Below are 23,955 nucleotides of genomic sequence, written 5' to 3' on the forward strand. Positions count from 1 at the left end.
ATGACCGACCATCCGACCCACGACCTGGCCGTCATCGGACTGGCCGTCCGGCTCCCCGGGGCGGAGGACGTCACCGACCTGCGCGCCTTCCTGACCGGGGACACCGTCACGGTGTCCCCGGTCCCGGCCGCGCGCTGGGCCCCGGAGCTGCTCCCGCGCGCGGATCTGCGGGGCGCGTTCCTGCAGGACCCGCACGCGTTCGACCACGAGGCGTTCGGGCTGTCCGCCGAGGACGCGGTCCGTATCGACCCGCAGCACCGGGTGATGCTGGAGGTCGGTGCCCGTGCGCTCGAGGAGTCCGGGTACCGGGGCCGCCGACGCCTGCGGGCGGGGGTCTTCGTCGGCAGCCGGATGAACGCCTACGGCTACGACGCGGGCACGCCCGGCCCGCAGGCCCCCGCCGGGCCCCCCGCCGCGACGCTGTGGGGCCGGTCCCAGAACTTCGCCGCGGCCTGGCTGGCCGACCGGCTCGACCTCGCGGGTCCGGCGCTGGTGGTCGACACGGCGTGCTCGTCGTCGCTGACCGCCCTGTGGCTGGCGTCCCTGAGCCTGCGCAGCGGTGACTGCGACCTGGCCGTGGTCGGCGGTGTGGACCTGCTCGTCGACCCCCTCACCTACCGGCTGCTCGACGGGGCCGGTGCGCTCTCCGCCGACGGGCTGTGCCGCACGTTCGACCGCCGTGCCGACGGCTACGTGCCCGGGGAGGGCGCGGTGGCGCTGGTGCTGAAACCGCTGGCCGCGGCGCAGCGGGACGGTGACCGCGTGCTGGGGACCGTCGTGCACGTCGCCGCCAACAACGACGGCGCGACGATGGGGGTCACCACCCCGAACCTGGAGGCCCAGGTCGAGCTCCTCGACGAGGTCTACCGCCGGGTCGGCCCCGCCTCGGTGCAGATGGTCGAGACGCACGGCACCGGCACCGCCATCGGCGACCCGATCGAGGTCCGCGCCCTCACCGAGGTGTTCACCCGGCACGGGGCCGCGCCGGGCTCGGTCGCGCTGGGCTCGCTCAAGCGGCGCATCGGGCACCTGCATTCCGCCGCCGGTCTCGCCGGCCTGGCGGGCCTGCTCTGCGCGCTCGGCGACGGGGTCGTCCCCGGCGTGGGCGTCGAGCAGCCCAACCCACGTCTGCAGATCGACGGCGGCCCGCTGCGGCTGACCGGGGCCGCCGAGACGTGGCCGGCCGTCCCGGTCCGCGGCGCGGGGCTGAGCGCGTTCGGGTTCGGCGGCACGAACGTGCACGCCGTGGTCACCGCGGCGACGCCCGCGCCGCCGCCGGTCGGCACCGGACCGTTCGTGCTGACGCTGTCCGCGCGGACCGACGACGGACTGCGTGAGCTGGCAGCCCAGTGGGTCGAGGCACTCCCCCGGTTCGGCGACGGGCTCGACGACGCCTGCGCCACCAGCAGGCTGTCCCGGCCGCACCGCGCCGTGCGGGTCGCCGTCTGCGGCGACGACGCCGACGCACTCGGCGCAGCGCTGCGAGGCACCCTGCTGCGCACCGGGCCGGGGCCCGCACCGCGGCGGGCCCCCGCGCCGTCGGTGCCGGGCGGCGACGCCGCGCGGTGGTTGCCCTGGCTGTCGGCGCACGTGCCGGCCGTGGCGCGTCTGGTGGACCGGTTCGTCGAGGCGACCGGGGATCCGGTCGAGGGCTGGGGGCCCGCCGGGCCGCTCTCTGCGGGGCGATCGCCTGGCCGGTCGCGCTGGTCGGCCTGGGGGCACCCGGCGCGGCGCTGCCCGCCGAGGGCCCGGGTGCCGCGGCCGCCGCCTTCGCACTGGGCGACGACCCGGACCCCACCGCGACGGTCGCGGCGCTGCTGACCGACGGGAGCCCGATCGGCGGTCCCGGCCCCCTCGACAGCACGACCGGACCCGACGACCTCGTCCGGCGGCTCGACGCGGTCCTGGCCGCGCTGTACACCGACGGACACGACCTCGACTGGGACGGCCATCGCGGGGACCGCCCGTTCCGGCGGGCCGACGTACCCGTCGCCCAGGCCGACGGACGGGTGCTGGACCTGCGGGAACCGCAGCGCTCGGCCGCACCCGGCGGGCCGCTGCGGGTGCTGGAGCCGCAGGGTCCGGACGGATTCGCGTTCGAGCGTCTCCACGGCCCCGCTGAGACCGCGATCGCCCAGCACTCCGTGTTCGGGACGGCGATGCTGCCCGGGATGGCCTGGCTCGACCTGCTGCGGGCCGGGGCCGTCGCCGCGACCGGCGGCTTCGGCGGGCTGGCCGACCTGGTCTTCCACCGCCCGCTGCGCGCGCCCCACCCGGAGCTCGTGACGTGCCGGGCGACCGGCGACGGCGCGTTCGAGCTGCGCGGCCAGGACGGGCCGTACGCGCACGGGCGCTACGTCCCCGGCGCCGGGGGGCCGCCGGCCCGGCTGGACCTCGCCCCCCTGCTGGGGACCTGCGGACCGTTGCGGTCCGGCACGACGCTGTACCGCAGGCTGCGGGCGCTGGGCTACCGGCACGGCCGCTACTACCGCAACATCTCCTGGGTGGCGGCCGTCCCCGACGGCACGCTCGCCCGCATCGAGGGGACACGGCAGCGCCGCTGGAACGACGTCGAGGTCGCGCTGTTCCCGGGCCTCCTCGACAGCGTCACGATCGCCGCACTCGACCTCGACCACCCGATCGCCGGCCGGGCCGATGCACCGGTGTTCATCCCGCTGTCGATCGGCGCGGTGCAGGTGCACGGGTCGCTGGAGCGGGCCGCGTTCGTCCACACCCGGGTCGCCTTCTGGAACGAGGAGGCGTGCCGGGTCACCCAGACCGTCACCGACGACGAGGGCGAGGTCCTGCTCGTCCTGCGCGACATCTCCTCCAAGCGGGTGCCGCCCACGGCCTTCGCCCCGCAGGCCGACACGGAGGCGTCCGTGCGGACGGCCGACGGGCCCGCCCGGGCTCCGGCGGCCGCGCCGGCCCCGGCTCCGGTCACCGCGGGGGCCCCGGAGGCGGCCGGCGACCCGCCCGGCCCGGACGGGCGGCCGGCGCCCGCGGTGGTGCTGGACTGGTTCCTGGCCGAGACCGGACTCGGCCGGGACGCCGCGGACGAGGAGTTCCTCTCCGCGGGCTTCGACTCGGTGGGGCTGGTGGAGCTCAGCGAGCGCCTGTCCCGCGACCGGGACCTGTCGCTCTACCCGACGGTGTTCTTCGAGTTCCCGACCCCGCAGCGGTTCGCCGCGTTCCTGGCCGAGGATGCGCCGGCGCTGGTGCGCGCACTGCGCGGCGAGCGGCCCGTCACCCCCGGTGCCGGGACCGGCGGGACCGGGCGGCCCTCCGTCGCCGGGACGGCCCCACCCGCGGCCCCCGCCGGGACGCCCTCGCCGGCGGCCACCCCGCCGGCGGCGACGCCGGAGACGGCCCCCGCGACGGCACCGGTGGCAGCCCCCGCGGCGGCAGCGGTGGCAGCGGTGGTAGCACCCGCGGCGGCACCGGCGGCGGCACCGTCCGAGCCGGATCCGGCCGGGCGGGCGGACCGGGACCCGTCGCGCGACGTCGCGGTGGTCGGGTTGGCGATCCGGGTGCCCGGCGCCTCGACACCCGAGCAGATGTGGCAGCTGCTGCGCGACGGGGTCGACACCGTCGACGGGCTCCCACCCGGACGGTGGACCGGCCACGACGGGGCCGGGCCCCGCGCGTCGTTCCTGGCGTCGATCGACCGGTTCGACCCGGCGCCGTTCCGCATCTCGCCGCGCGAGGCCCCGATGATCGACCCGCAGGCGCGGATCGTCTACGAGACGATCTGGGAGGCGCTGGAGGACGGTGGCCGGATCGGACCGCGCGCCGAGGGCAGCAGGACCGGACTGTGGATCGCCTACAGCCACGACCACTACCACGAGGAACGCGCCCGGCTGGGCGTCGGCGACGGCCGGGGGCTGGGCCTCGAGGCGATGATCCCGAACCGGTTCTCGCACCTGATGGACTGGACCGGGCCGAGCATGGTCGTCAACACCCTGTGCTCATCGGCCCTGGTCGCGCTGCACACCGCCCTGGCACACCTGCGGTCCGGCGACATCGACACCGCCGTGGTCGCGGGGGTGCACGCCGCGATCAGCCCGGAGTACTTCACCTCGATGGGGGCGATGCGGGCCCTCTCCCCACGGGCCCGGTGCGCCGCCTTCGACGCCGAGGCCGACGGGTTCGTCCCCGGCGAGGGCGCCTCCGCGGTCGTGCTGCGCCGCGCGGGTGACGCCGCCGCCGAGGGCGACCGGGTCCGCGGACTCGTCATCGGTGCCGCCGTCAACCACGGCGGCCGCACGAGCCGCTACTCCGCCCCGAGCCCGACGGCCCAGCGCGACGTCATCACCGCGGCCCTGCGCGACGCCGCCGTGTCCCCCGACTCCATCTCGCTGGTCGAGGCGCACGGCACGGGCACCAGCCTGGGCGACCCGATCGAGATCGACGGGCTGACCCGGGCCTGGCGCCCGCACACCGACCGTCGCCAGTTCTGCGCCATCGGCTCGGTGAAGTCGAACATCGGCCACCTCGAACCCGCCGCCGGGCTGGCCGGCCTGGTCAAGGTCCTGCTCGCCCTCGAGCACGCGACGATCCCACCCACCCTGCACCTGACCAGGCCGAACGACCACATCCGGTTCGAGGACACACCCTTCTTCCCCGCCGTCGACCCGCTGCCCTGGGACCGGGTCGACGGCAGGCCCCGCCGGGCGGCGCTGTCCGCCTTCGGCATGGGCGGGGTGAACGCCCACGTCGTGCTGGAGGAATCCGCCGTCGTCGACCGTGCTGCCGCCCCCGACGGACGGAACCACGTGGTGACCGTGTCCGCGCCGACCGAGGACGCGGTGCGCGACCTCGCCGGCCGCTACGCCCGCACGGTCGCCGCCCTGCCCGGCGACGACGACCTCGCGGCCGTCGCGTGGACGGCCTGCGCGGGCCGGGCCCGCCAGCGCCACCGGGTGGCCGTGCACGGCACGACGCGCGCCGAGCTCGCCGCGCGTCTCGACGCCGTCGCCGCGACGGCTCCGGACGCGGCACCGGTCGCCCGGGCCGGTACGGGAGCGGGCGGACCGCCCGTGTTCCTGTTCACCGGGCAGGGTTCGCAGTACCCGGGCATGGGGTCCGTGCTCTACCGCGACGAGCCGGTGTTCCGCGCGGCCGTCGACGACTGCGCGTCCCTGCTGGCGCCCTGGCTCACGGTCGGGCTGCACGACCTGCTGTTCCGCTCCGAGACCCGGGTGCTGACCCGCACCGACCATGCGCAGGTCGCGATCGTCGCGGTCCAGGTGGGCCTGGTCCGGCTGCTGGACTCCTGGGGGATCCGCCCCGGGCACGTGATCGGGCACAGCGTCGGCGAGCTCACCGCCGCCTGGGCCGCGGGGTGCCTGGCCCTGCCCGAGCTCATGCGGGTCACCGCCCGCCGGGGACGGGCCATGCTCGACCAGCCGGCGACCGGCTCGATGGCCGTGGTGCACGCCGACCGGGCGACCGTCGCCGGGCTGCTGCGGGACCATCCGGAGCTGGAGATCGCCGCGCACAACGGCCCGTCCAACACCGCCGTCGCCGGACCGCGCGAGCGCGTCGCGGCCCTGCGGACGAGCCTGGCCGCCGCCGCACGACCGGTGGCGGTGACGCCGCTGAGCGTCAGCCACGCCTTCCACTCGCGGGACATGGCGGGGGCGGTCCCGGCGCTGCGGGCCGAGCTCGCGACGGCGGGGCTGCGGCCGCCGGAGATCGGCTTCACCTCGACGGTGACCGGGACCCGGCACACCGACGCGACCGCGACCGACCCGCAGACCTGGGCCGACGGACTCATGACCCCGGTGCTGTTCCACGAGGCGCTGTCGGAGGTGCACCGCACGGCCCCGGCCGGCTACTGGGAGATCGGGCCCCAGCCCGTGCTGGCCCGGCTGGCCGCGGACCTGGCCCCGCAGGCCGGGTTCGTGCGCTCGACCCTCGCGCGGGGACGCGACGACACCCTGCACCGCCACCTGTGCGACCACCACAACACCGCCGATCCCGAGGTCGACCCGGCGGGCGCGCCGCGGCGGCCCGGCCCCGGGATCGCGGACCTCCCGCGGTTCCCGTTCGCCCGCAGCCGCTACTGGGTCGGCGACGACATCGGACGACAGGAGCGAAAGCCGACCGATAGGACGAGCCTCTAGCGTCGACGCACGGTTCCCCAGCGACCCCGGAGAGTGAGTACGTCCATGACGGAGTACGGCCTGAAGCGACACTTCGACAGCGGGGCGGCCCGCCTGCTCGGCGGCCTGGTGGCCCAGGTGCACCCGCCGTTCGACCTCGACGGCTACGTGGCCGAGGTCGGGGCGCTGGTGCCCCCGCTCGAGCTGAAGGACCGCGTCCGGGTCCTGTCCGACGGCCTGCGCACCAGGCTGCCCGAGGACTATCCGCAGGCACTCGCGATCCTGCTGTCGGTCCTCGGCGACGAGCTCGGCGAGGGCGAGGGCATGTTCAACACCAGCTGGTACCTGATGCCGGTGGCCCGGTTCGTGGAGGACCACGGCCTCGGTCATCCGGAGGAGTCGCTCGACGCGATCGAGCAGATCACCCGCAGGCACACCGGCGAATACGCGATCCGTCCCTACCTCGACCGCCACCACGACGCCACGATGGACCGGGTGCGGTCCTGGGCGGGGTCCCCCAGCCTGAACGTGCGGCGTCTGGCGAGCGAGGGCATCCGGCCGCGGCTGCCGTGGGCCCGGACCCTGCACCGGTTCGTCGAGGACCCCGCTCCGGTGCTGGAGGTCCTGGAGGTGCTGCGCTCGGACCCGTCGCCCTACGTCCGCAAGTCCGTCGCGAACAACCTCAACGACATCGCCCGCGACCACCCGGACGCCGTGCTGGAGGTGCTGGAGCGCTGGGCGGTGGAGAGCCCGACCCCGGAGACCGCGTGGATCAGCAGGCACGCGCTGCGCGTGCTGGTGAAGAACGGGGACCAGCGGGCGCTCGCCCTGTCCGGCGTGACCGGCGGGGAGCACGTCCGGGCCGACCGGCTGGTGCTCAGCCCGGCCACCATCCGGCTCGGCGAGTCGGTCACCCTGCGCGCCGAGATCCGCAACACCGACCGGCGGGCGCACACCGTCGCCGTCGACTACGTGGTGCACCACGTGCGGGGCAACGGGCGGACCCTGCCCAAGGTGTTCAAGCTCGCCGCGGTCGAGCTCGGGCCCGGCGAGAGCCGGGTGCTGGAGAAGCGTCACCCCGTCCGTGAGGTCACGACCCGCCGCTACTACCCCGGCACCCACGTCGTCGATCTCCAGGTCAACGGGCGGGTCGTCGCCGGCGACGGATTCGAGCTCGTCACATGACCGCCCCCCGCACGGTCACCGCCGAGGACCCGGTCGTCGCCGACCACCGCATCGACGGGGTGGGGGTACTGCCGGCGGCGGCCCAGATCGACCTCATGCTGCAGGCCGTCGGCGCCGGGCAGTCGTCCCGGCGGTGGTGGCTCGAGCACGTGGTGCTGGCCGAGCCGCTCACCGTCGGCGACGGCGGGGTCGAGCTCGGCGTCGACGTCGCCGACGACGGTGCGCTCGCCCTGCGCTCGCGCCCCGCGGCCGACCCGGTCGCACCAGCCCGGCTGCACGCCCGCGCCGTCGCCGCCGGCGCCCCGCTGCCCCCTCCGACCTATCTCGACACCGCCGCCATGGAGGCCTCCGCCGGACCGGAGACCCCGCTGTCGGTCCTGGACGGGTGGCGCGCGACGAGCGGGATCGCCTACGGGGAGCGGTACCGGGTGATCCGCTCCCTGCGCCGCGACGGCGACCGGCTGTTCGGGGTGCTGCGCCCCGCGGCCGCCGAGCCGGGCGCCGTCGTCGACCCGGCCGTGCTCGACGCCGTCCTGCAGGGGCTCGGGCTGCTCGACGACGGGACGACCGGTCCGTGCCTGCCGTGGTACATCGGGCGGGTCACGGTCCGGCGCCCGGTCCGGGGCACGCTGCTCGCCCTCGTCGAACGGACCCCGGGCGGCCCGGACGCGGCAGGGTGCCGGGGCAGGGCCACGGTCTGCACCGAACAGGGTGAGGTCGTCCTCGAGCTGGACCGGATCGTGCTGCGGGCCGTCCCCGGCGGTCCGGATCGGCCCGCCGTCCCCCGGCCCCGGCCGGCCACCGGGTCCGCGCCCGGTCGACCGCCCGGTGCGACGACGGTCCCCGGCTGGCGGGCCGCGACGGCTCCGTCCCCGGCGCCGTCGACGCCCCCGCGGACGCTGGTCCTGGGTGAGGTCCCCGGGCCCGCGGAGCCGGCCGGACGTCTCGGCCCCGACGCCGTCGCCGACGGGACGTTGCGGTCCCGGCTGGCCGACGACCCGCCGGGGCTGGTCGTGTACGCCCCGGCCGGTGGCGGGGACCCCTCGGCCGTGGTGCAGCAGGCGGCCGCACTGGTACGGGTGCTGGCCGCCGCGCGGCCGTTCCCGGCCCTGACCGTGCTCACCCGGGACGCCCACGGCGTGCGTCCCGACCCCGCCCACACCGCGCTGTGGGGTCTGTTCCGCTCGGTGCGCACCGAGCACCCCCGCACACCGGTCACGCTGGTCGACCTCGACACGTCCGTGCCGACGGCACCGCCCACCGTCCCGTACGACGGTGGTGAGCACCGCTTCCGCGACGGGACGCACCTGGTCCCGCACGCGAGCCCGGCCGGCCCCGCGGAGGGGCCGCCGTTCGAGCCGCGGGGACAGCGGGTCCTGGTCACCGGGGGCCTGACCGGGCTGGGGCTGCTCACCGCCGAGCGGCTCGCCGCACTCGGGTGCGCACACCTCACGCTCGTGGGACGCACCCCGCCCGCGGGCGGGCGGGCGGCCCGGGTCGACCGGCTGCGCGGGCGGTGCGAGGTACGGGTGCTCACCACCGACGTCACCGACCCGGACCCCGCTCTGGGCCGCGACCGCTTCGACCTGGTGGTCCACGCGGCCGGGGTGCTGCGGGACGGTCTGGCCCGGACGCTCACTCCTGAGCGGATCGCGCAGGTCCTGGCCCCCAAGATCTCCGGTGTGCAGGCACTCGACGCGCTGTTCGACAGCGACCACCGCCCCGGTGCGGTGGTCCTGTTCGGCTCGATCAGCGCGGTCCGGGGGAACCTGGGGCAGAGCGCGTACGCCGCCGCGAACGCCTTCCTCGACGGCTACGCCGCCCGCCGGCGGTCCGACGGGGAGCGCTGGTGGAGCCTCGACTGGGGCCTGTGGAACGCCGGGATGGGCGAGGACGTGGTCGCCGCGGCCGCGGCCCGCGGCATCCCGGCGCTCGAACCGGACACGGGCCTGGCCCTGCTGTCCGAGGCGCTGGGCCGCCCGCCCGGCCAGTACGTCCTGTCCGCACCCGCCCGACCGAAGGACGAACCGATGACCAGCACGCTGGGCACCACGGAGGCGTGGACGTCCGTGAGCTCCATCCTGACCTCGACGATGCACCTGCCCGCGGTCGCGCCGGGCGACGACCTGCTCGAGCTCGGGCTGGACTCGATGATGGCCGTCGAGATCACCGCGGGCCTGGCGAAGGCGGGATACGAGGTGGACCCCGCGCTCCTGTTCGAGCTCACCCGGGTGCAGGACCTCCTCGACCACCTCGGACCGCCCCCCGCCGCGACCGCCACGCCCCTCGCACCGCCCGCACCGGTCGCCCCACCCGCCCCGGCGACGACTCCCGCGCCGGTCGCCACGCCCACGGCCGGCGGTGGGCCCTCGCCCGTCTCCGCCACCGGTGGGCCGGTCCCCGCGCCGACCGGCGGGCCCGTCCCGCGGGACGAGCGGTCGGCCACGCCGGACCCCGCGACGTTCCGGCCGGACTGGGACCGGTTCCGGACCGGTCCGGACGGGTCCGCCGCCCCGTCGCCCGCCGTCGCGGTCCCCGGACCCTCCGTTCCCGCGCAGGCCGCCGTCCCCCCGCCGGCTGCCGTTCCCGTGTCCCCGGCGGGCGGACCGCCCTCGGGCTCCGCGCCGGGCCCGCGGCCCGCCGGGACGCACACCCTCCCCGAGCCCGCGGCGCCGGCGCGTCGCCCGGAGCCCGCCACGCTCCCGGCCATGCCCGCGGGCGTCCCGGGACGCACCCTGCCGGGCAGGCTGACCGACCGGCCGTCCGGCGGGTTCCTCGACCGCCGCATCGACGACCTGTCCCGGGAGGACCGGGCCGTCGTCGCCGAGGGCCGCTACTTCTACGAACCGGTCGTCGAGGAGGAGACGGGCTCCTGGATCCGCTTCGACGGGCGGTGGTACCTGAACTTCGCCTCCTACAGCTACCTGGGCCTGATCGGGCACGACTACATCGGGGCCCGGGTGCAGGAGGCGGTGCGCCGGCACGGCACCGGAGCCCACGGCGTCCGGCTGCTGGCGGGGACCCTCGATCTGCACCGCGAGCTGGAGCTGGCGATCGCCCGGTTCCTGGGGACCGAGGACGCGATCGTCTACTCCAGCGGCTACATGGCGAACGTCGCCACGGTCGGCGCGCTGGTGGGGCCCGGTGACACGGTGATCGGCGACGTCTACAACCACGCCAGCATCCTCGACGGCTACCGGCTGTCGGGGGCCCAGGTCGTGACCTACGCCCACAACGACCTCGACGACCTCGAGCGGGCGCTGCGCCGGACCGGGGACGGCGGAAGGCTCGTCGTCACCGACGCCGTGTTCAGCATGGACGGCGACCTCGCCCCGCTCCCCGGCATCGTCGAGCTCTGCGAACGTCACGACGCCCCGCTGATGGTCGACGAGGCCCACAGCCTGGGGGTGCTGGGGCGGACCGGCCGCGGCATCACCGAGCACTTCGGCATCGCGCCGGAGCGGGTGGCGATCAAGATGGGCACGCTGTCGAAGACCGTTCCCAGCGCGGGCGGCTACGTCGCCGGGTCCGCGGACCTGGTGTTCGCGCTGAAGAACAACGCGCGCGGCTGGATGTTCTCCGCGGCCGTCACCCCGGCGAACGCGGCCGCGGCGCTGGCCGCCGTCGAGGTCATGACGGCGGCACCGGGGATGGCCGAGCAGCTGCGGCGCCGCACCGGGCGCTACCGCGACGCGCTGCACCGGCTCGGCTTCGAAACGTTGAACAGCGAGTCGCCGGTGGTGCCGGTGCTCTGCCGCGACGACGCCCAGGCCCAGGACCTCGCCCGGCTGTGCCAGGCGGACGGTGTGTTCGTCCAGCCCATCGTCTACCCGGCGGTGCCGCGCAGCCTCCCCCGGCTGCGGACCATCGTGAACCTGTCCCACACCGACGACGACATCGACCTCGCCGTCGAGGTCCTCGCCCGCGCCGGCCGCCGGCTCGGGCTCGTCTGAACCGTCCGCTCCGTCCGAAGGGAATCATCATGGGTGAGATCAACGGCAAGGCGTTCTTCGGTGCCGTGCTGCGGGCGGTGGCCTGCACGCGCAACCACAACGACGACACGGCCGAGTACGAGGCGGGCGTCATCGCCCCGGCCGGACGGATCCGCGAGATCGAGGCCGAGATCGGCGACCGGGCCCCGACGACGTCCGAGGCCGAGCAGGTGCTGGCGCTGCTCGACACGGTCCTGACCACCAAGCGGACCCCCGCTGCGGACCGGGAGTTCCACACCGGGCACATCTCCCGGGTCTCCGGCGTCTCGGTCGTACGCGCCGGCGCGGCGGTCTGAGATGACCGCGGGTGGGCCGGCCGGGCCGCCGCCGGCATGGTTCTCGCACGAGTTGTGCTTCTGGCACGACCCGGGCGCGGGCAGTGGCCACCTCCCGGTCGGCCCGGGGGTGGAGCCGCTGCGACAGTTCGCGGTCGACCCGGACCTCCGGCGTGCGGAGGGGCTCGTCCGGCTGTCCGGTGTCCTCGACCGGTTCACCCGCCACACCCCCGCACCCGCGCCCGACGCGGACCTCCTCCTCGTCCACACCCGCGCCCACGTCGACCGGGTGGAGGCCACGTCGGCCCGGGGCGGCGACGCCGGGGTGTACGCCCCCGCGGGGCACCACAGCGCCGCCGCCGCCCGGCTGGCCGTCGGGGCCTGCACCGCGGCCGTCCGGGAGGTCCTGGCCGGTGGGCACCGGCGCGCCTACTGCCTCGTCCGTCCACCCGGCCACCACGCCGAGCCCGACCGGGCGATGGGGTTGTGCCTGTTCAACAACCTCGCCGTCGCCACCCGGGTCGCCCAGCGGAACGGGGCGCGCCGGGTGCTCGTGGTCGACCTCGACGTCCACCACGGCAACGGTCTGCAGCGCGTGTTCTGGGAGGACCCGGACGTCTGCTACGTGTCACTGCACCAGGACGGGCTGTTCCCGCCCGCCTCGGGGACGGTCGCCGAGACCGGGTCCGGTGCGGGGGCGGGCACCACGGTGAACGTGCCGCTCCCGGCGGGCACCGGGCACGGCGGGTACCTGGCGGCGATGGAGTCGGTCGTCGCCCCGGCCGCCCGCGCGTTCGCCCCGGACCTCGTCCTGGTCGCGGCGGGGCTCGACGCCGGCGCCCACGACCCGATGGGCCGGATGATGGCCACCAGCCGCACGTTCCACAGCATCGTCAGCTCGCTCTGCGACCTGGCGGACGAGCTCTGCGCCGGGCGCATCGTCCTGGCCCACGAGGGTGGCTACTCGGCCTGGTACCAACCCACCCTGCTGCTCGCGGTCGCCGCCGCGGTCGCCGGTCTGCCCGCTCCCGACGACCCGTTCCTGCACTCCCTGGAGAACCTGCCGGGACAGCGGCTCGCCGCGCACCAGCGGCGCGTCCTCGACCACCTCCGGACGCACCACCCGCTGCTCTCGGCCGCGGCGGTGGCGTCGTGACCGGGTGGCTCACCGCGCTCGGACGACGCTCCGGCCGCGCGGACCGGCCGGCGCCCGTCGGCCGGATCGTGGTCCTGCCCCACGCCGGTGGATGGCCGTCGGCCTTCCGGTCCTGGATGGACCTCGTCCCGCACGACGTGGAGCTGCTCGCCGCCCAGCTGCCGGGCCGGGGGCCACGGTCGGCGGAGGAGCCGCTGCGCCGGACCGGGCCGATCGTGGCGGCCCTGGCCGACGCGCTCGCGGCGCGCGACCCGCTGCCGACCGTCGTCGTGGGGCACAGCTTCGGCAGCGTGCTGGCCTACGAGCTCACCCGCTCGCTCGAACGACGCGGAGCCGCGCCGCGGCTCGTCGCGGTGTCGGCCCGGCAGCCGCCGTGCTTCCCGAGCAGGCCGCCCTACTCCCACTGCCTCCCCGACGACGAGCTGGTCCGGCACGTGCACCGCATCGGCGGGGCACCGGACGGCGTCGCCGACGTGGGCCGGCTGCTCCGGCCCTCGCTGCCCGCCATCCGGGCGGACCTGGAGGCGCTGGAGACCTACCGCCGCCCACCGACCGGTACCTCGATCCCGATCGTCGCGCTCTGCGCGACCGACGACCCGATCGTGATCGCCGAGCGCATGTTCCTCTGGTCGGTGGAGACGACGTCCGGGTTCCGTCGCCTGTCGTTCGACGGAGGACACTTCTACCTGTACCGGCGCCCGGTGGCGGAGGTGGTGGTCCCGGTCCTGACCGACGCACTGCGCGGAGACCCGGCAGTGGAGCCGACCGTCACTCAGGCGGTGGCGTCCTCGGCGTAGAGGGCGGCGAACTCGGCCGTGGGTTCGATGGGGGTGATGACGTCGACCAGGACACCGTTCGGGTCCGCGACGATGAAGTGTCGCTGCCCGAACGGTTCGTCCCGCAGCTCGAGCTCGGCGGGCACGCCGCCGTCGAGGACGACCCGCTTCCACTCGGCGTCGACGTCGTCGACCTCGATGTTGACCAGCAGGCCCTGCACCGGCCGCCGGTAGGCGCTCGGCAGGGTCGGGTGGTCGTGGGCGATCAACGCGAGCTCGAACGGACGCGCGCCGGGTGACCGGAGGCTGACGTACCAGTCGGCCTCGAACGTCGTCTCGAAGCCGAGGCGACCCACGTAGAAGTCCTTCGACTGTTCGATCTTCTCCGTGCACAGGACCGGATACACACTGGCAGGCCGCATGACACTCCCTGTCGTCCAGAAGACCTGACGATCATAGCGAGGGGCGCGTCGTCCGCTCCGTCCCGGATGGGCGATCTCGGCACCGTTCCGTACACCGCGTGCTGAGGCCTGCAGCCATCCGGGACTCGCCGCCGTTGCGGACGCAGACGAACAGGACCGACGGGGCGGCGGTCACGACGGTCCCGCCCCCGCTGTGCCACCGGTCAGCTCGCCCAGCAGCGCACGGACCCGGGCGTCGATGTCGTCGCGGATCGGCCGTACCTCGTCGACCGTCCTCCCGGCGGGATCGTCGAGCTGCCAGTCGAGGTAGCGCTTACCCGGGAACACCGGACACGCGTCGCCGCAGCCCATGGTGATCACGACGTCGGCGGCGTCGACGGCGTCGGTGGTCAGGCGCTTCGGGATCTCGGTGCCGAGGTCGATACCGATCTCGGTCATGACCTCGCGGACCGCGGGGTTGATGCTCTCGGCCGGTGCTGAGCCGGCGGAGCGGACGCGGACCGTTCCGGCGGCGTGATGGTCCAGCAGGGCGGCTGCCATCTGGGACCGGCCGGCGTTGTGGACGCAGACGAACAGGACTTCGGGGATGGCGTCGACCATCAGGGGGCTCTCCTGGGATCGGTGGTCCGGATGGGATCGATGTCGGAGCGGGGCGGCGGCCGGGTCGACCGTGTGTGCAGGGGACGAGCCGCTGGTCGATCGAGAGGGTGTCGCGGCACCACGGACCGGTCATGGCGGGCCTTCCGCCTCGACGGGCGATCCTGGTGTGGACGTGGTGGGTCAGGTGCGGGACACCGCATCGGGCCGTGCCGGGAACAGGCGACGGCGGAGCCACAGGGAGACGTAGACCAGCCCGACCAGCACCGGCACCTCGATCAGCGGCCCGACGACGCCGGCGAGCGCCTGCCCGGAGGTCACGCCGAACGCACCGATGGCGACGGCGATGGCGAGCTCGAAGTTGTTGCCGGCGGCGGTGAACGCGAGGGTGGTGGTGCGCTCGTAGCCCATGCCGACGGCCCGCCCGAGGGCGTAGGAGCCGGCCCACATCAGGGCGAAGTAGGCGAGCAGCGGCAGCGCGATGCGGGCCACGTCGAGGGGCTGTGAGGTGATGGCCTCGCCCTGCAGGGCGAACAGCAGCACGATCGTGAACAGCAGGCCGTACAGCGCGAACGGCCCGATCCGGGGAAGGAACTTCCCCTCGTACCAGTCACGCCCCTTGGCCCGCTCCCCCAGCTTGCGGGTGAGGTAACCGGCGAGCAGCGGGATGCCGAGGAAGATCAGCACGGATTTGACGATCTCCCACGTGGAGACGTCGAGGTCGGTCACCGGCAGGCCGAGCCATCCGGGCAGGACCGAGAGGTAGAACCATCCCAGCACGCCGAACATGACGACCTGGAACACCGAGTTCAGCGCGACCAGCACGGCGGCGGCTTCGCGGTCACCGCAGGCGAGGTCGTTCCAGATGATCACCATGGCGATGCACCGGGCGAGCCCGACGATGATCAGACCCGTCCGGTACTCGGGCAGGTCGGGCAGCATCAGCCAGGCCAGCGCGAACATCAGCGCCGGGCCGAGGACCCAGTTCAGCAGCAGCGAGGTCAGCAGCAGCCTGCGGTCGCCGGTGACGGTGTCGAGGCGGTCGTAGCGGACCTTCGCCAGCACGGGGTACATCATGATCAGCAGGCCGAGCGCGATCGGCAACGAGACGCCGTCGACAGCCAGGGCCTCCAGCGCCGGGGCGAGCCCGGGGACCAGGCGGCCGAGCAACAGGCCGGCCGCCATCGCCGCGATGATCCAGACCGGCAGGAAGCGGTCCAGGGTCGACAGCCGGGCGACGACAGCGGCACCGTCGTCGGTGGTGTTCTGGGTGGTCACGTCAGTCCTCGTACGTCAGTTCGCAGGTGCGGTGGATACAGGGGCCGTGCGGGAGTCGGCGGAGGGACCGAGCAGGCCCGCGAGACGACCGAGAGCGGCCGGGACCGTGCGGTAGTAGATCCAGGTCCCCCGGCGCTCCCCGGTGATCAGACCCGCCTCGCGCAGCACCCTGAGGTGGTGCGAGATCGTCGGTCCGGACACCTCGAACACGCCGGACAGGTCGCACACACACGCCTCGCCCCCCGCGTGCGAGGCGATCAGCGACAGCAGCCGCAGGCGTACCGGTTCCCCGAGTGCCTTGAACACTCGTGCGAGTTCGGTCGACTCCGACTCGTCGAGGGGGCGCTCCACGAGCACCGAGCGACAGATCGGCTCCTGGTTCGACACTCGTCTATTTTGATCAGCATCGAATCCATGGGTCAAGTGAACAGATGGGGTCGGACCGGGTCGCCGCCGTCAGTCCCCTCGACGCGGCAGGGTCCCACCGGCCAGAGCGGCGGCGACCACCGCGGCTCCGGCGAGTACGACGAACACCTCGGGATAGCCGCCCAGCGGACCCGCGAGTGCACTCCCCGCCCAGGGGGAGATCGCCACGGCGATCATGACGGGTGCGGACAGGATCCCGTTGAGGCGGCCGTAGGCGCGCGGGTGCCAGCGGTCCGACAGCGCGGTGGCCTGCAGGAGGGTGAAGATCCCGCGGGCGGCGCCGGCGAGCATCGCTGCTGCGATCAGCGCCCACACCGGCCCCGGCAGGACGGCGAGCAGGATCGTGGTCGTGCCGAGCGCGGCCATCACGGCGATGCTGCGGCCACGGACGGTGCTGCGCCGGACGAGGGGGCCGTAGCCGAGCCTGCCGAGGACCTGTCCGAGTCCGCCCAGACCCAGGGCCCAGGCGGCGAGATCGGTCGACATCCCGCGGTCGAGCAGGAGTGGTACCTGGTTGACCGTGACGGCGAAGCTGGTGAACCCGCCGAGAGTGACCACCACGACCAGCAGCCCGAACGCCCTGCTGTGCCGGATCCATGCCGGATCGTCGTCGACGACCGCCGGAGCGGCGCCGTCGTGGACGGGATCGGCGACCGGCTCGGGCCACGAGCCGCGCAGCCCGAACAGGTGCGCCGGAATCGTGACGACCCCGAGGACGACGGCGAGGACCACGTAGGTCTCCCGCCATCCGAACCGCTCCAGCAACGCCGCGGCGAGCGGGGCGAACACGGTGCTGGCCAAGCCCGCGACCAGGGTCAACACGGTCAGCGCACGAACCCGGTCCGAACCCCACCACCGGGTCAGGGCCGCGAACGCCGGCGGGTAGAACGTCGCCGCCTGCGCGGTCCCGGCCAGCAGCCACGCCGCCACGAAGGCCGGGAACGATCCGGCCGCGGCGATCAGGAGAGTGGCCGGCACACCGACGACCGCGCCCGCGGTCATCACCCAGCGGGGACCGTGACGGTCCAGCGCACGCCCGACCGGGATCCCGACCAGCGCGGAGACCACCAGCCCCGCGGAGAACGCCGCGGTGACCGACGGGACGGACCATCCGGTGTCGGCCGCGATCGACGGCGCCAGCACGGGGAAGGCGTAGTAGAGCACGCCCCAGCTGGTGATCTCGGTGACGCACAGGACCGCGAGGACCCGCCACCGGCCACGGGACGTCAACCCTCCGCCGGACCGCCCACCGCGACGACGAGCGGGCCGGGTCGTCGTCTCGTCGGAGGTCACGACGAGGAGGCCGCCCCGGCCGGGTCCGGAACAGGGACGGCGGGACCGCAACAACCGCTACCCGATGCCGTCGCGGCGTCCGACTCGTCGGCGTCGAACAGTCCCGCTCCCCCGCAGACACCGGTCTCGTTGAGCACCAGCTCCACGCGTGCGGCAGCCTCGTGATCACCGATCAGGGCGTCGGCGATCGATCGGACCTGCTCGTAGCCGGTGCGGGCCAGGAACGTCGGCGCGCGCCCGTAGCTCTTCATCCCCGCCAGGTAGAACCCCGGTTCGGGGTGCACCAGCTCGGCGGCACCGTGCGGGTACACGGTTCCGCAGGAATGCACGTTCGGGTCGATCAGCGGCGCCAGCCGGACCGGCGCCTGCAGCGTCGGATCCAGCTCGGTCCGCACCTCCGACAACCAGCCCAGCTCGGGCCGGAACCCGGTCAGCACGAGCACCTCGTCCACGCCGGACAGCGTGCGACCCTCGTCCGAGATCAGGACCACCGTCCCGTCGGCCACCTGCTCGATCCGCTCGGTGCGGAATCCGAACACCGGATCCACCAGTCCGGCTCCGACAGCCTCGGACGCCCGAACCCCGAGCGCCCCGCGAGCGGGAAGCTGATCACCCTCGCCACCGCCGAACACCTGACCGAAGCCCGGCCGGCGCAGCACCCACGAGATCCGGGTTCCCGGCTCCTCACGGGCGAGCGCCGCCAGGCCGGCCAACGCGGTCAACGCCGAGTGCCCCGACCCCGCGACGACGACGTGCCGACCGGCGTAGCGGGCCCGCTGCGCGGCATCGGTCAGGTCCGGGATCACGGCCCGCACCCGCTGCGCGACCTCCGCCTCACCGACCGCGGGCAGACCGTCACCGCCGAGCGGATTCGGGCTCGTCCAGGTCCCCGACGCGTCGATCACCGCTCGAGCCGCGATGCGCTGTCCGTCCGCGGTCCGCACGATCAACGGTTCGCTGTCGCGACCGGCGTCGACCACCCGGTCCCGGCCGCGGCGGGTCACTCCCACCACGCGAGCCCCGGTCCGCACTCGCTCCCCCAGAGCAGCGGCCAACGGCGCAAGGTAGCCCGCGACCCACTCCGCACCGGTCGGATAGGCCTCGGGATCAGGACTCACCCACCCGGTCGGGGCGAGCAGCCGCTCCGCGGCCGGGTCGATCAGCCAGCCCCACGGTGAGAACAGCCGGACATGGCCCCACTCCAGCACCGACGCTCCCGCGCTCGCCCCGGCCTCCAGTACGAGCGGCTCCACGCCACGTTCGGCCAGCTCGGCCGCCGCAGCCAATCCGACCGGGCCGGCACCGATCACCACGACCGGCAGCCCCGCACTCTCGTCCATCCCGCCTCCATCGATGCGTATCGATTAATCCGGCCGAATGTATCGACCCACATCGATGGACGCAACCATCGATCGTCGTCGATACTGGGTTCATGAGCGTGCTCCACACCGACTCGCAGGCAGCACAGCTCCCTGCGCACGACGCCACCACCTACGCGCACTGGTTCGCCTGCCTCGCCGAGCCGGTGCGGGTGCGTCTGCTGCACGCCGTCGCCACGGCCGGGAACACGGTCCCGGTCGGCCGGCTCGCCGAGCTGGTGGGCATCAGCCAGGCGACCTGCTCGCACCACCTGCGCAAGCTGGCCGACACCGGCTTCGTCATCCTGCGTAAGGAAGGCACCACCACGCAGGTCACGGTCAATCCGAACTGCTGCACCGGCCTGCCTCACGCCGCGGACGCCGTCATGGGCCTGCTCGCCCCCGGCCCCTGCTGCCCGGACGACATCCCCGACGACGTCACCGTCCGCGCCATGACCGACGACGACTGGGACCCGGTGCTCCGGATCTACGGCGAGGGCATCGCCACCGGCCACGCCACCTTCGAGACCGACGTGCCCGACCGCACCGACCTCGACGCAGGCTGGCTGCGCGAGCACCGCTGGGTCGCCGAGATCGACGACCAGGTCGTGGGCTGGACCGCCGTGCGCCCCGTCTCGACCCGGCCCGTCTACAGCGGCGTCGGAGAGACATCGATCTACGTCGCCGACGGCTTCCGGGGCCGCGGCGTCGGCAGAGCACTCATCCGTCGGCAGGTCTGCGCCGCGGACGATGCCGGCCTCTGGACCCTGCAGACCTCGATCTTCCCCGAGAACCGCGTCAGCCTCGCTCTGCACCGCGCTGCCGGCTACCGCACCCTCGGCGTCCGCGAACGCATCGGACGGCACGACGGTCGTTGGCGCGACACCGTGTTCCTCGAACGCCGCGCCGATCACCGCAGCTGACCGGCGGGAGTCGCCGTCCCACGACCGTCGGACCTGCTGAGTGATCACGCGGTTCATGGGAGAGCGAGCACGTGGCCGACGCCCCGATGACGAATCGGATCGCCGCCCACCGACGCCGGCGCGGGCTCGGCCTGCACGGTCACGACGAATGACGTAGGCGCGGTGGGACATGCCTCCGCACGGGTCCGGTCATTCGCGAGTTACCCGTTGTGCACCACGTCTTTAGCGTCGTCTCCGTCGCCATCGCGGACGCACGGTGGCCCTGAGCGACGGTGCGAGGAGGTGATCGACGTGGCGGGACCGTCCACGGGCGGCCGGACGGCGGCCGGGCTCGAGGACGAGGTGGAGATCGGCACCCGGCGGACGGAGTCCGAGGGTGTCGTCACCCTCGAGCTGGGACTCCCCTCCGGTGGACCGCGCCCCTCCTGGGCCCCCGGCGTCCCCATCGACCTCGCCGAACCACCTGTCCACGGGTTGCGGCACCGGGATCGCTCCGCTGCTCCCGACGATCGCGCAGGCCCACGCCGAGGGTGCGGATCGGCGGTTGTGCCACGGCCGGTTCGAGGGGCCCCTGCACGTCGAGCGCTCCAGCGACGTGGTCGCGCCCGCGGAGGACAACGCCGAGTTCGGGATCGAGCTCCGCGCGTCGGACATGACGTCGACCGTCCCCCCGGAGCCGTCTGTGCCGGAGGTCGTCGCGGACGCGGGCCGTCGACGTCCTGACGTCCTGCTCCGAGGGGACCTGCGGGACCGGTGAGACCGAGGTCCTCGAAGGCCAGGTGACCACCGCGACGCCGTGCTTCGACGGCGAGAAGGCCGCACACGACACGACGACGATCGCTGTCCCGTGTGCGCGGTCCAGCCGTCCCGTCCTCGACCTCCGACGACCTCCGAGCCCTGAACCGAACGTGAGAAAGGCAGCGATGGCTGACGAGAAGCGACCCTCCGTACTGGTGGTCAGTGCCCACTCCGGTGACTTCGTCTGGCGCGCGGGCGGCGCGCTCGCCCTCTACGCCGAGCGCGGCTACGACGTGCGCATCGTCTGCCTGAGCTACGGCGAGCGCGGGGAGTCCCAGGGCCTGTGGCGGCAGGAGGGCATGACCCTGGAGAAGGCCAAGGAGGGCAGACGCGCGGAGGCCGAGGGGGCCGCGGAGGCGCTCGGCGCCTCGATCTCCTTCCTCGACCTGGGCGACTACCCGCTGCGCATCGACGACGCCGGGCTCGACCGCATCGTCGCCGCGATGCGCTCGGCACGGCCCGAGCTGCTGCTCACCCATGTCGCGAACGACCCGTACAACCGCGACCACGACGCCGCCCACGAGGCGACGCTGCTCGCCCGCCAGGTCGCGCAGGCCGCGGGCCACGACCGCTCGACCAGCCCGATCGGAGCACCGCAGGTGCTGCAGTTCGAACCACACCAGCCCGAGCAGTGCGGCTTCGTTCCCAACCTGCTGCTGGACATCACCCCGGTGTTCGACCGCAAGCGCAAGGCCATGGAGTGCATGGGCGCCCAGTCCCACCTCGTGCAGTACTACACCGACCTGGGTCTGCGCCGCGGCGTGCAGGCCGTGCGGAACGGCGGCGCGACGTCGATCGTGCAGGCCGAGGCCTACCAGCGGGTGTTCCCGATCGTCGGGGACGTGCTGCTGTGACCGGCCACGTCATCGTCCGGACGAAGCGCGGGCCGTCGACCCAGGTCGTCGACGCACTGGCCGGGAGTGGTGTCGCCACCGCCCACGAGGCTCACGGCCGTCGCGGGCTGCTCGGTCCCGAGCTGCGGCCGATCTACCCGGGCGCCCGGATCGCAGGGCGGGCGGTCACCGTCCTGTCCCACCCGGGCGACAACCTGATGATCCACGCCTCGATCGAACAGTGCCGGGAGGGCGACGTCCTGGTCGTCGCCACCACCTCCCGGTCGACCGACGGCATGTTCGGCGACCTGTTCGCCACCCAGCTGCTGCACCGCGGGGTGCGCGGCCTGGTCACCGACGCCGGGGTGCGCGACATCGCCGACCTCCACGCGATGGGCTTCCCGGTCTGGTCGCGGGCCGTCCACGCCCAGGGCACCGCGAAGGCCGTCCCCGGGTCGGTGAACGTGCCGGTCGTGGTGGCCGGACAGCTCGTCCACCCCGGTGACGTCATCGTCGCCGACGACGACGGAGTGCTCTGCGTCCCGCTGGCCGACGGCGAGGCCGTCGTCGCGGCCGCGGCGGAACGCGAGGCGAAGGAGGAGGCCAAGCGTCGCCGGTTCCGCGACGGCGAGCTGGGTCTCGACGTCTACGGCATGCGGCCCCTGCTGGAACGGCTCGGCGTCCGCTACGTCGACGACCCCGTCGACGGGGAGGTGACCCCGTGAGCACGTTCGTCCTGGTCCACGGCGCGTGGCACGGCGGCTGGGTGTGGGAGCGGGTGGTCCCGGCCCTGCGCGCCGCGGGCCACGACGTCCACACCCCGACCCTGACCGGGCTGTCCGAGCGCGCCCACACCCTCACCCCGCAGGTCGGGCTATCGACCCACCTCCAGGACGTCGTCGGGATGATCGAGGCCTACGACCTGCGCGAGGTCGTGCTCGTCGGGCACAGCTACGCCGGGCAGATCGTCACCGGCACGGCCGATCGGATCCCGGAGCGCCTGGCCACCCGGATCTACCTGGACGCCTTCGTCGGCGACGACGGGGAGGCGGCCATCGACCTGCAGCCCGCCACCGTGGCCGGGCACTGGCGCGAGGCCGCCGAGGGCCCCGGATTCGGGTGGCTGGTCCCACCCCGGTCGCTGACCAAGCTCGGCGTCACCGAGCAGGCCGACATCGACTGGCTCACCCCCCGGCTCACCCCGCACCCCTGGCTCACCTACACCGAACCGCTCCGGCTGACCGGCACGGGCGACCAGGTCCCGGCCGTGTTCATCGAGTGCGTGGAGTGGATGCGGGTCTTCGCGGCCCACGCCGAACGCGCCGCGGTCCGTGGCTGGCCGACGCACCAGCTCGCCACCGGTCACGAGGCCATGGTCACCGCTCCCGCCGAGCTCGCCGCGCTGCTGCTCGAGATCGCCCCGAGTTGAGAGGACACGTCATGGAGTTCCTGGTCCGCACCGAGAACCGGCTGCCGAACGACACTCCCGCGGACATCCGGGACCAGCTCAGGAAGGGCGAGCGGGAGCGGGCGACGGAGCTGCGCGAGGCCGGTGTCCTCCGGCGGCTCTGGCGGGTGCCCGGTCGCAACGCCACGATCGGCCTCTACGAGGCCGAGGACCCCGCCGCCCTGCACGACGCCCTCGTGTCCCTGCCCATGTGGACGTGGATGGACGTCACCGTCGAGGCGCTGGCCACCCACCCGCAGGAGAAGAAGGGGTGACCGCCCGGCTCGCCGGCGTCGTCACGATCGTGACCGGCGCGGCGGGCGGTCTCGGGAGCGCGATCGCGCGGCGGCTGGCCGCCGACGGCGCCACCGTCGCCGCCCTGGACCTGACGACCGATCCTGCGGAGCCGCACGCGGACGACCTCCCGGGCTCGGTCACCCGCTGGACCTGCGACGTCACCGACCGTGCGGCCGTCGGCCGCACGGTCGGCGAGGTCGCCGACCGGTTCGGCGGAGTGGACGTCCTGGTGAACAACGCCGGACTCCTCTCCGGCCGCGCGAGCCTGCTGGAGGCGACGCCCGAGGAGCTGCACCGCTTCTACGACGTCAACGCCGTCGGACCGCTGCTCATGGTGCAGGCCTGCTTTCCGTACCTGCGGGACAGCAGGCACCGCGGCCGGATCGTCAACATCGCGTCCCGGACGTTCTTCACCGGAGCGCCGGGACAGATCGGCTACATCGCCAGCAAGGGCGCCCTGCTCGGCATGACCCGGGTCATGGCACGGGAGCTGGGCGAGCACCGGATCTGCGTGAACGCGCTGCTGCCCGCACAGGTCTCGACCCCCGGCACGCGTGCGCACTCGGGGGACGAGGTCTTCGCACGGACCATGTCCCAGCAGGCCATTCGGGAGTTCGTGACCCCGGACGACGTCGCGGGGTCGGTCGCCTTCCTGGTCTCCCCCGACAGCGCACGGATCACCGGACAGTCGATCGTCCACGACGGCGGCGGCCTGCTCCGCTGATCGTCGCAACCCCGTCCCGGGGCCGCGACGCCCGCACACCCGACCACTCACACCCCTGTTCCGGCACG

Annotated in this window: 19 protein-coding genes; 13 read left to right on the forward strand and 6 right to left on the reverse strand. The window is 74.3% G+C overall.

The genetic code is table 11. From position 1 onward, the window contains the following. From ND486_RS26765 to ND486_RS26795, 7 genes are all read left to right on the forward strand, one after another. Window positions 1–1,821 (forward strand): polyketide synthase, encoded by a 1,821-nt coding sequence (locus tag ND486_RS26765; protein WP_251787114.1) that lies wholly within the window; start codon window positions 1–3, stop codon window positions 1,819–1,821. 242 nt (window positions 1,822–2,063) lie between these two features. After that, complete coding sequence (locus ND486_RS26770) at window positions 2,064–6,128, forward strand: beta-ketoacyl synthase N-terminal-like domain-containing protein (protein ID WP_308215888.1); 4,065 nt, start codon at window positions 2,064–2,066, stop codon at window positions 6,126–6,128. A 45-nt stretch (window positions 6,129–6,173) separates the two neighbouring features. Continuing rightward, a complete protein-coding gene (locus ND486_RS26775) occupies window positions 6,174–7,292 on the forward strand; it encodes a DNA alkylation repair protein (RefSeq protein ID WP_251787115.1) in 1,119 nt (372 codons plus the stop codon). Beyond that, the gene (locus ND486_RS26780) at window positions 7,289–11,245 is read left to right on the forward strand and encodes an aminotransferase class I/II-fold pyridoxal phosphate-dependent enzyme (RefSeq protein WP_251787116.1); all 3,957 of its coding nucleotides are present in this window, start codon (window positions 7,289–7,291) and stop codon (window positions 11,243–11,245) included. Before ND486_RS26775 ends, ND486_RS26780 begins: the two co-directional genes overlap by 4 nt. Before the next feature lie 29 nt (window positions 11,246–11,274). Continuing rightward, a complete protein-coding gene (locus tag ND486_RS26785) occupies window positions 11,275–11,580 on the forward strand; it encodes a hypothetical protein (RefSeq protein WP_208818543.1) in 306 nt (101 codons plus the stop codon). Between the two features lies 1 nt (window position 11,581). Further along, window positions 11,582–12,715 carry a class II histone deacetylase gene (locus ND486_RS26790; protein ID WP_251787117.1) on the forward strand — a complete coding sequence of 378 codons (1,134 nt, stop codon included), beginning with the start codon at window positions 11,582–11,584 and terminating at the stop codon, window positions 12,713–12,715. After that, window positions 12,712–13,512 (forward strand): alpha/beta fold hydrolase, encoded by an 801-nt coding sequence (locus ND486_RS26795; RefSeq protein ID WP_251787118.1) that lies wholly within the window; start codon window positions 12,712–12,714, stop codon window positions 13,510–13,512. The genes ND486_RS26790 and ND486_RS26795 overlap by 4 nt, the downstream gene beginning before the upstream one ends. On the opposite strand, the gene ND486_RS26800 is transcribed toward ND486_RS26795, so the two are convergent. The 6 genes from ND486_RS26800 to ND486_RS26825 form a co-directional block, all read right to left on the reverse strand. Further along, a complete protein-coding gene (locus ND486_RS26800; RefSeq protein ID WP_178374971.1) occupies window positions 13,488–13,913 on the reverse strand; it encodes a VOC family protein in 426 nt (141 codons plus the stop codon). The genes ND486_RS26795 and ND486_RS26800 overlap by 25 nt on opposite strands. 171 nt (window positions 13,914–14,084) lie before the next feature. After that, the gene (locus tag ND486_RS26805) at window positions 14,085–14,513 is read right to left on the reverse strand and encodes an arsenate reductase ArsC (protein ID WP_251787119.1); all 429 of its coding nucleotides are present in this window, start codon (window positions 14,511–14,513) and stop codon (window positions 14,085–14,087) included. A gap of 180 nt (window positions 14,514–14,693) precedes the next feature. Next, window positions 14,694–15,788 carry an ACR3 family arsenite efflux transporter gene (arsB, locus tag ND486_RS26810; RefSeq protein ID WP_251787120.1) on the reverse strand — a complete coding sequence of 365 codons (1,095 nt, stop codon included), beginning with the start codon at window positions 15,786–15,788 and terminating at the stop codon, window positions 14,694–14,696. 15 nt (window positions 15,789–15,803) lie between these two features. Next, entirely contained in the window at window positions 15,804–16,175 is a 372-nt protein-coding gene (locus ND486_RS26815) for a metalloregulator ArsR/SmtB family transcription factor (protein ID WP_251787121.1), read from the reverse strand. A 69-nt stretch (window positions 16,176–16,244) separates the two neighbouring features. Beyond that, window positions 16,245–17,444 (reverse strand): MFS transporter, encoded by a 1,200-nt coding sequence (locus ND486_RS26820; protein ID WP_251787122.1) that lies wholly within the window; start codon window positions 17,442–17,444, stop codon window positions 16,245–16,247. 59 nt (window positions 17,445–17,503) lie between these two features. Beyond that, the gene (locus tag ND486_RS26825; protein WP_251787123.1) at window positions 17,504–18,847 is read right to left on the reverse strand and encodes an FAD-dependent oxidoreductase; all 1,344 of its coding nucleotides are present in this window, start codon (window positions 18,845–18,847) and stop codon (window positions 17,504–17,506) included. A gap of 92 nt (window positions 18,848–18,939) precedes the next feature. Here ND486_RS26825 and ND486_RS26830 point away from each other — a divergent pair, with 92 nt between their 5' ends. The 6 genes from ND486_RS26830 (at window position 18,940) to ND486_RS26855 (ending at window position 23,887) form a co-directional block, all read left to right on the forward strand. Continuing rightward, entirely contained in the window at window positions 18,940–19,788 is an 849-nt protein-coding gene (locus ND486_RS26830; protein ID WP_251787124.1) for a GNAT family N-acetyltransferase, read from the forward strand. A gap of 923 nt (window positions 19,789–20,711) precedes the next feature. Continuing rightward, window positions 20,712–21,440, forward strand: coding sequence for a PIG-L deacetylase family protein (locus ND486_RS26835; protein WP_251787125.1), 729 nt, complete (start codon window positions 20,712–20,714; stop codon window positions 21,438–21,440). Next, window positions 21,437–22,144, forward strand: a complete 708-nt coding sequence (locus ND486_RS26840; RefSeq protein WP_251787126.1) for a 4-carboxy-4-hydroxy-2-oxoadipate aldolase/oxaloacetate decarboxylase — start codon at window positions 21,437–21,439, stop codon at window positions 22,142–22,144. The genes ND486_RS26835 and ND486_RS26840 overlap by 4 nt, the downstream gene beginning before the upstream one ends. Next, entirely contained in the window at window positions 22,141–22,848 is a 708-nt protein-coding gene (locus tag ND486_RS26845; protein WP_251787127.1) for an alpha/beta fold hydrolase, read from the forward strand. Before ND486_RS26840 ends, ND486_RS26845 begins: the two co-directional genes overlap by 4 nt. Window positions 22,849–22,859: 11 nt before the next feature. Next, window positions 22,860–23,141, forward strand: coding sequence for a muconolactone Delta-isomerase family protein (locus tag ND486_RS26850; protein ID WP_251787128.1), 282 nt, complete (start codon window positions 22,860–22,862; stop codon window positions 23,139–23,141). Further along, window positions 23,138–23,887, forward strand: a complete 750-nt coding sequence (locus ND486_RS26855) for an SDR family oxidoreductase (protein ID WP_251787129.1) — start codon at window positions 23,138–23,140, stop codon at window positions 23,885–23,887. Before ND486_RS26850 ends, ND486_RS26855 begins: the two co-directional genes overlap by 4 nt. Window positions 23,888–23,955 lie beyond the last annotated feature (68 nt).

Origin of the sequence: Pseudonocardia sp. DR1-2, from assembly GCF_023717215.1 — a bacterium.
Lineage (GTDB): Bacteria > Actinomycetota > Actinomycetes > Mycobacteriales > Pseudonocardiaceae > Pseudonocardia > Pseudonocardia alni.

Excerpts from the sequence above, each read along its gene's own strand:
- ND486_RS26765 (WP_251787114.1), top strand. The coding sequence starts at position 1 with ATGACCGACCATCCGACCCACGACCTGGCCGTCATCGGACTGGCCGTC.
- ND486_RS26775 (WP_251787115.1), top strand. The coding sequence starts at position 6,174 with ATGACGGAGTACGGCCTGAAGCGACACTTCGACAGCGGGGCGGCCCGC.
- ND486_RS26780 (WP_251787116.1), top strand. The coding sequence starts at position 7,289 with ATGACCGCCCCCCGCACGGTCACCGCCGAGGACCCGGTCGTCGCCGAC.
- ND486_RS26785 (WP_208818543.1), top strand. The coding sequence starts at position 11,275 with ATGGGTGAGATCAACGGCAAGGCGTTCTTCGGTGCCGTGCTGCGGGCG.
- ND486_RS26790 (WP_251787117.1), top strand. The coding sequence starts at position 11,582 with ATGACCGCGGGTGGGCCGGCCGGGCCGCCGCCGGCATGGTTCTCGCAC.
- ND486_RS26800 (WP_178374971.1), bottom strand. The coding sequence starts at position 13,913 with ATGCGGCCTGCCAGTGTGTATCCGGTCCTGTGCACGGAGAAGATCGAA.
- ND486_RS26805 (WP_251787119.1), bottom strand. The coding sequence starts at position 14,513 with ATGGTCGACGCCATCCCCGAAGTCCTGTTCGTCTGCGTCCACAACGCC.
- ND486_RS26825 (WP_251787123.1), bottom strand. The coding sequence starts at position 18,847 with ATGGACGAGAGTGCGGGGCTGCCGGTCGTGGTGATCGGTGCCGGCCCG.
- ND486_RS26830 (WP_251787124.1), top strand. The coding sequence starts at position 18,940 with ATGAGCGTGCTCCACACCGACTCGCAGGCAGCACAGCTCCCTGCGCAC.
- ND486_RS26835 (WP_251787125.1), top strand. The coding sequence starts at position 20,712 with ATGGCTGACGAGAAGCGACCCTCCGTACTGGTGGTCAGTGCCCACTCC.
- ND486_RS26850 (WP_251787128.1), top strand. The coding sequence starts at position 22,860 with ATGGAGTTCCTGGTCCGCACCGAGAACCGGCTGCCGAACGACACTCCC.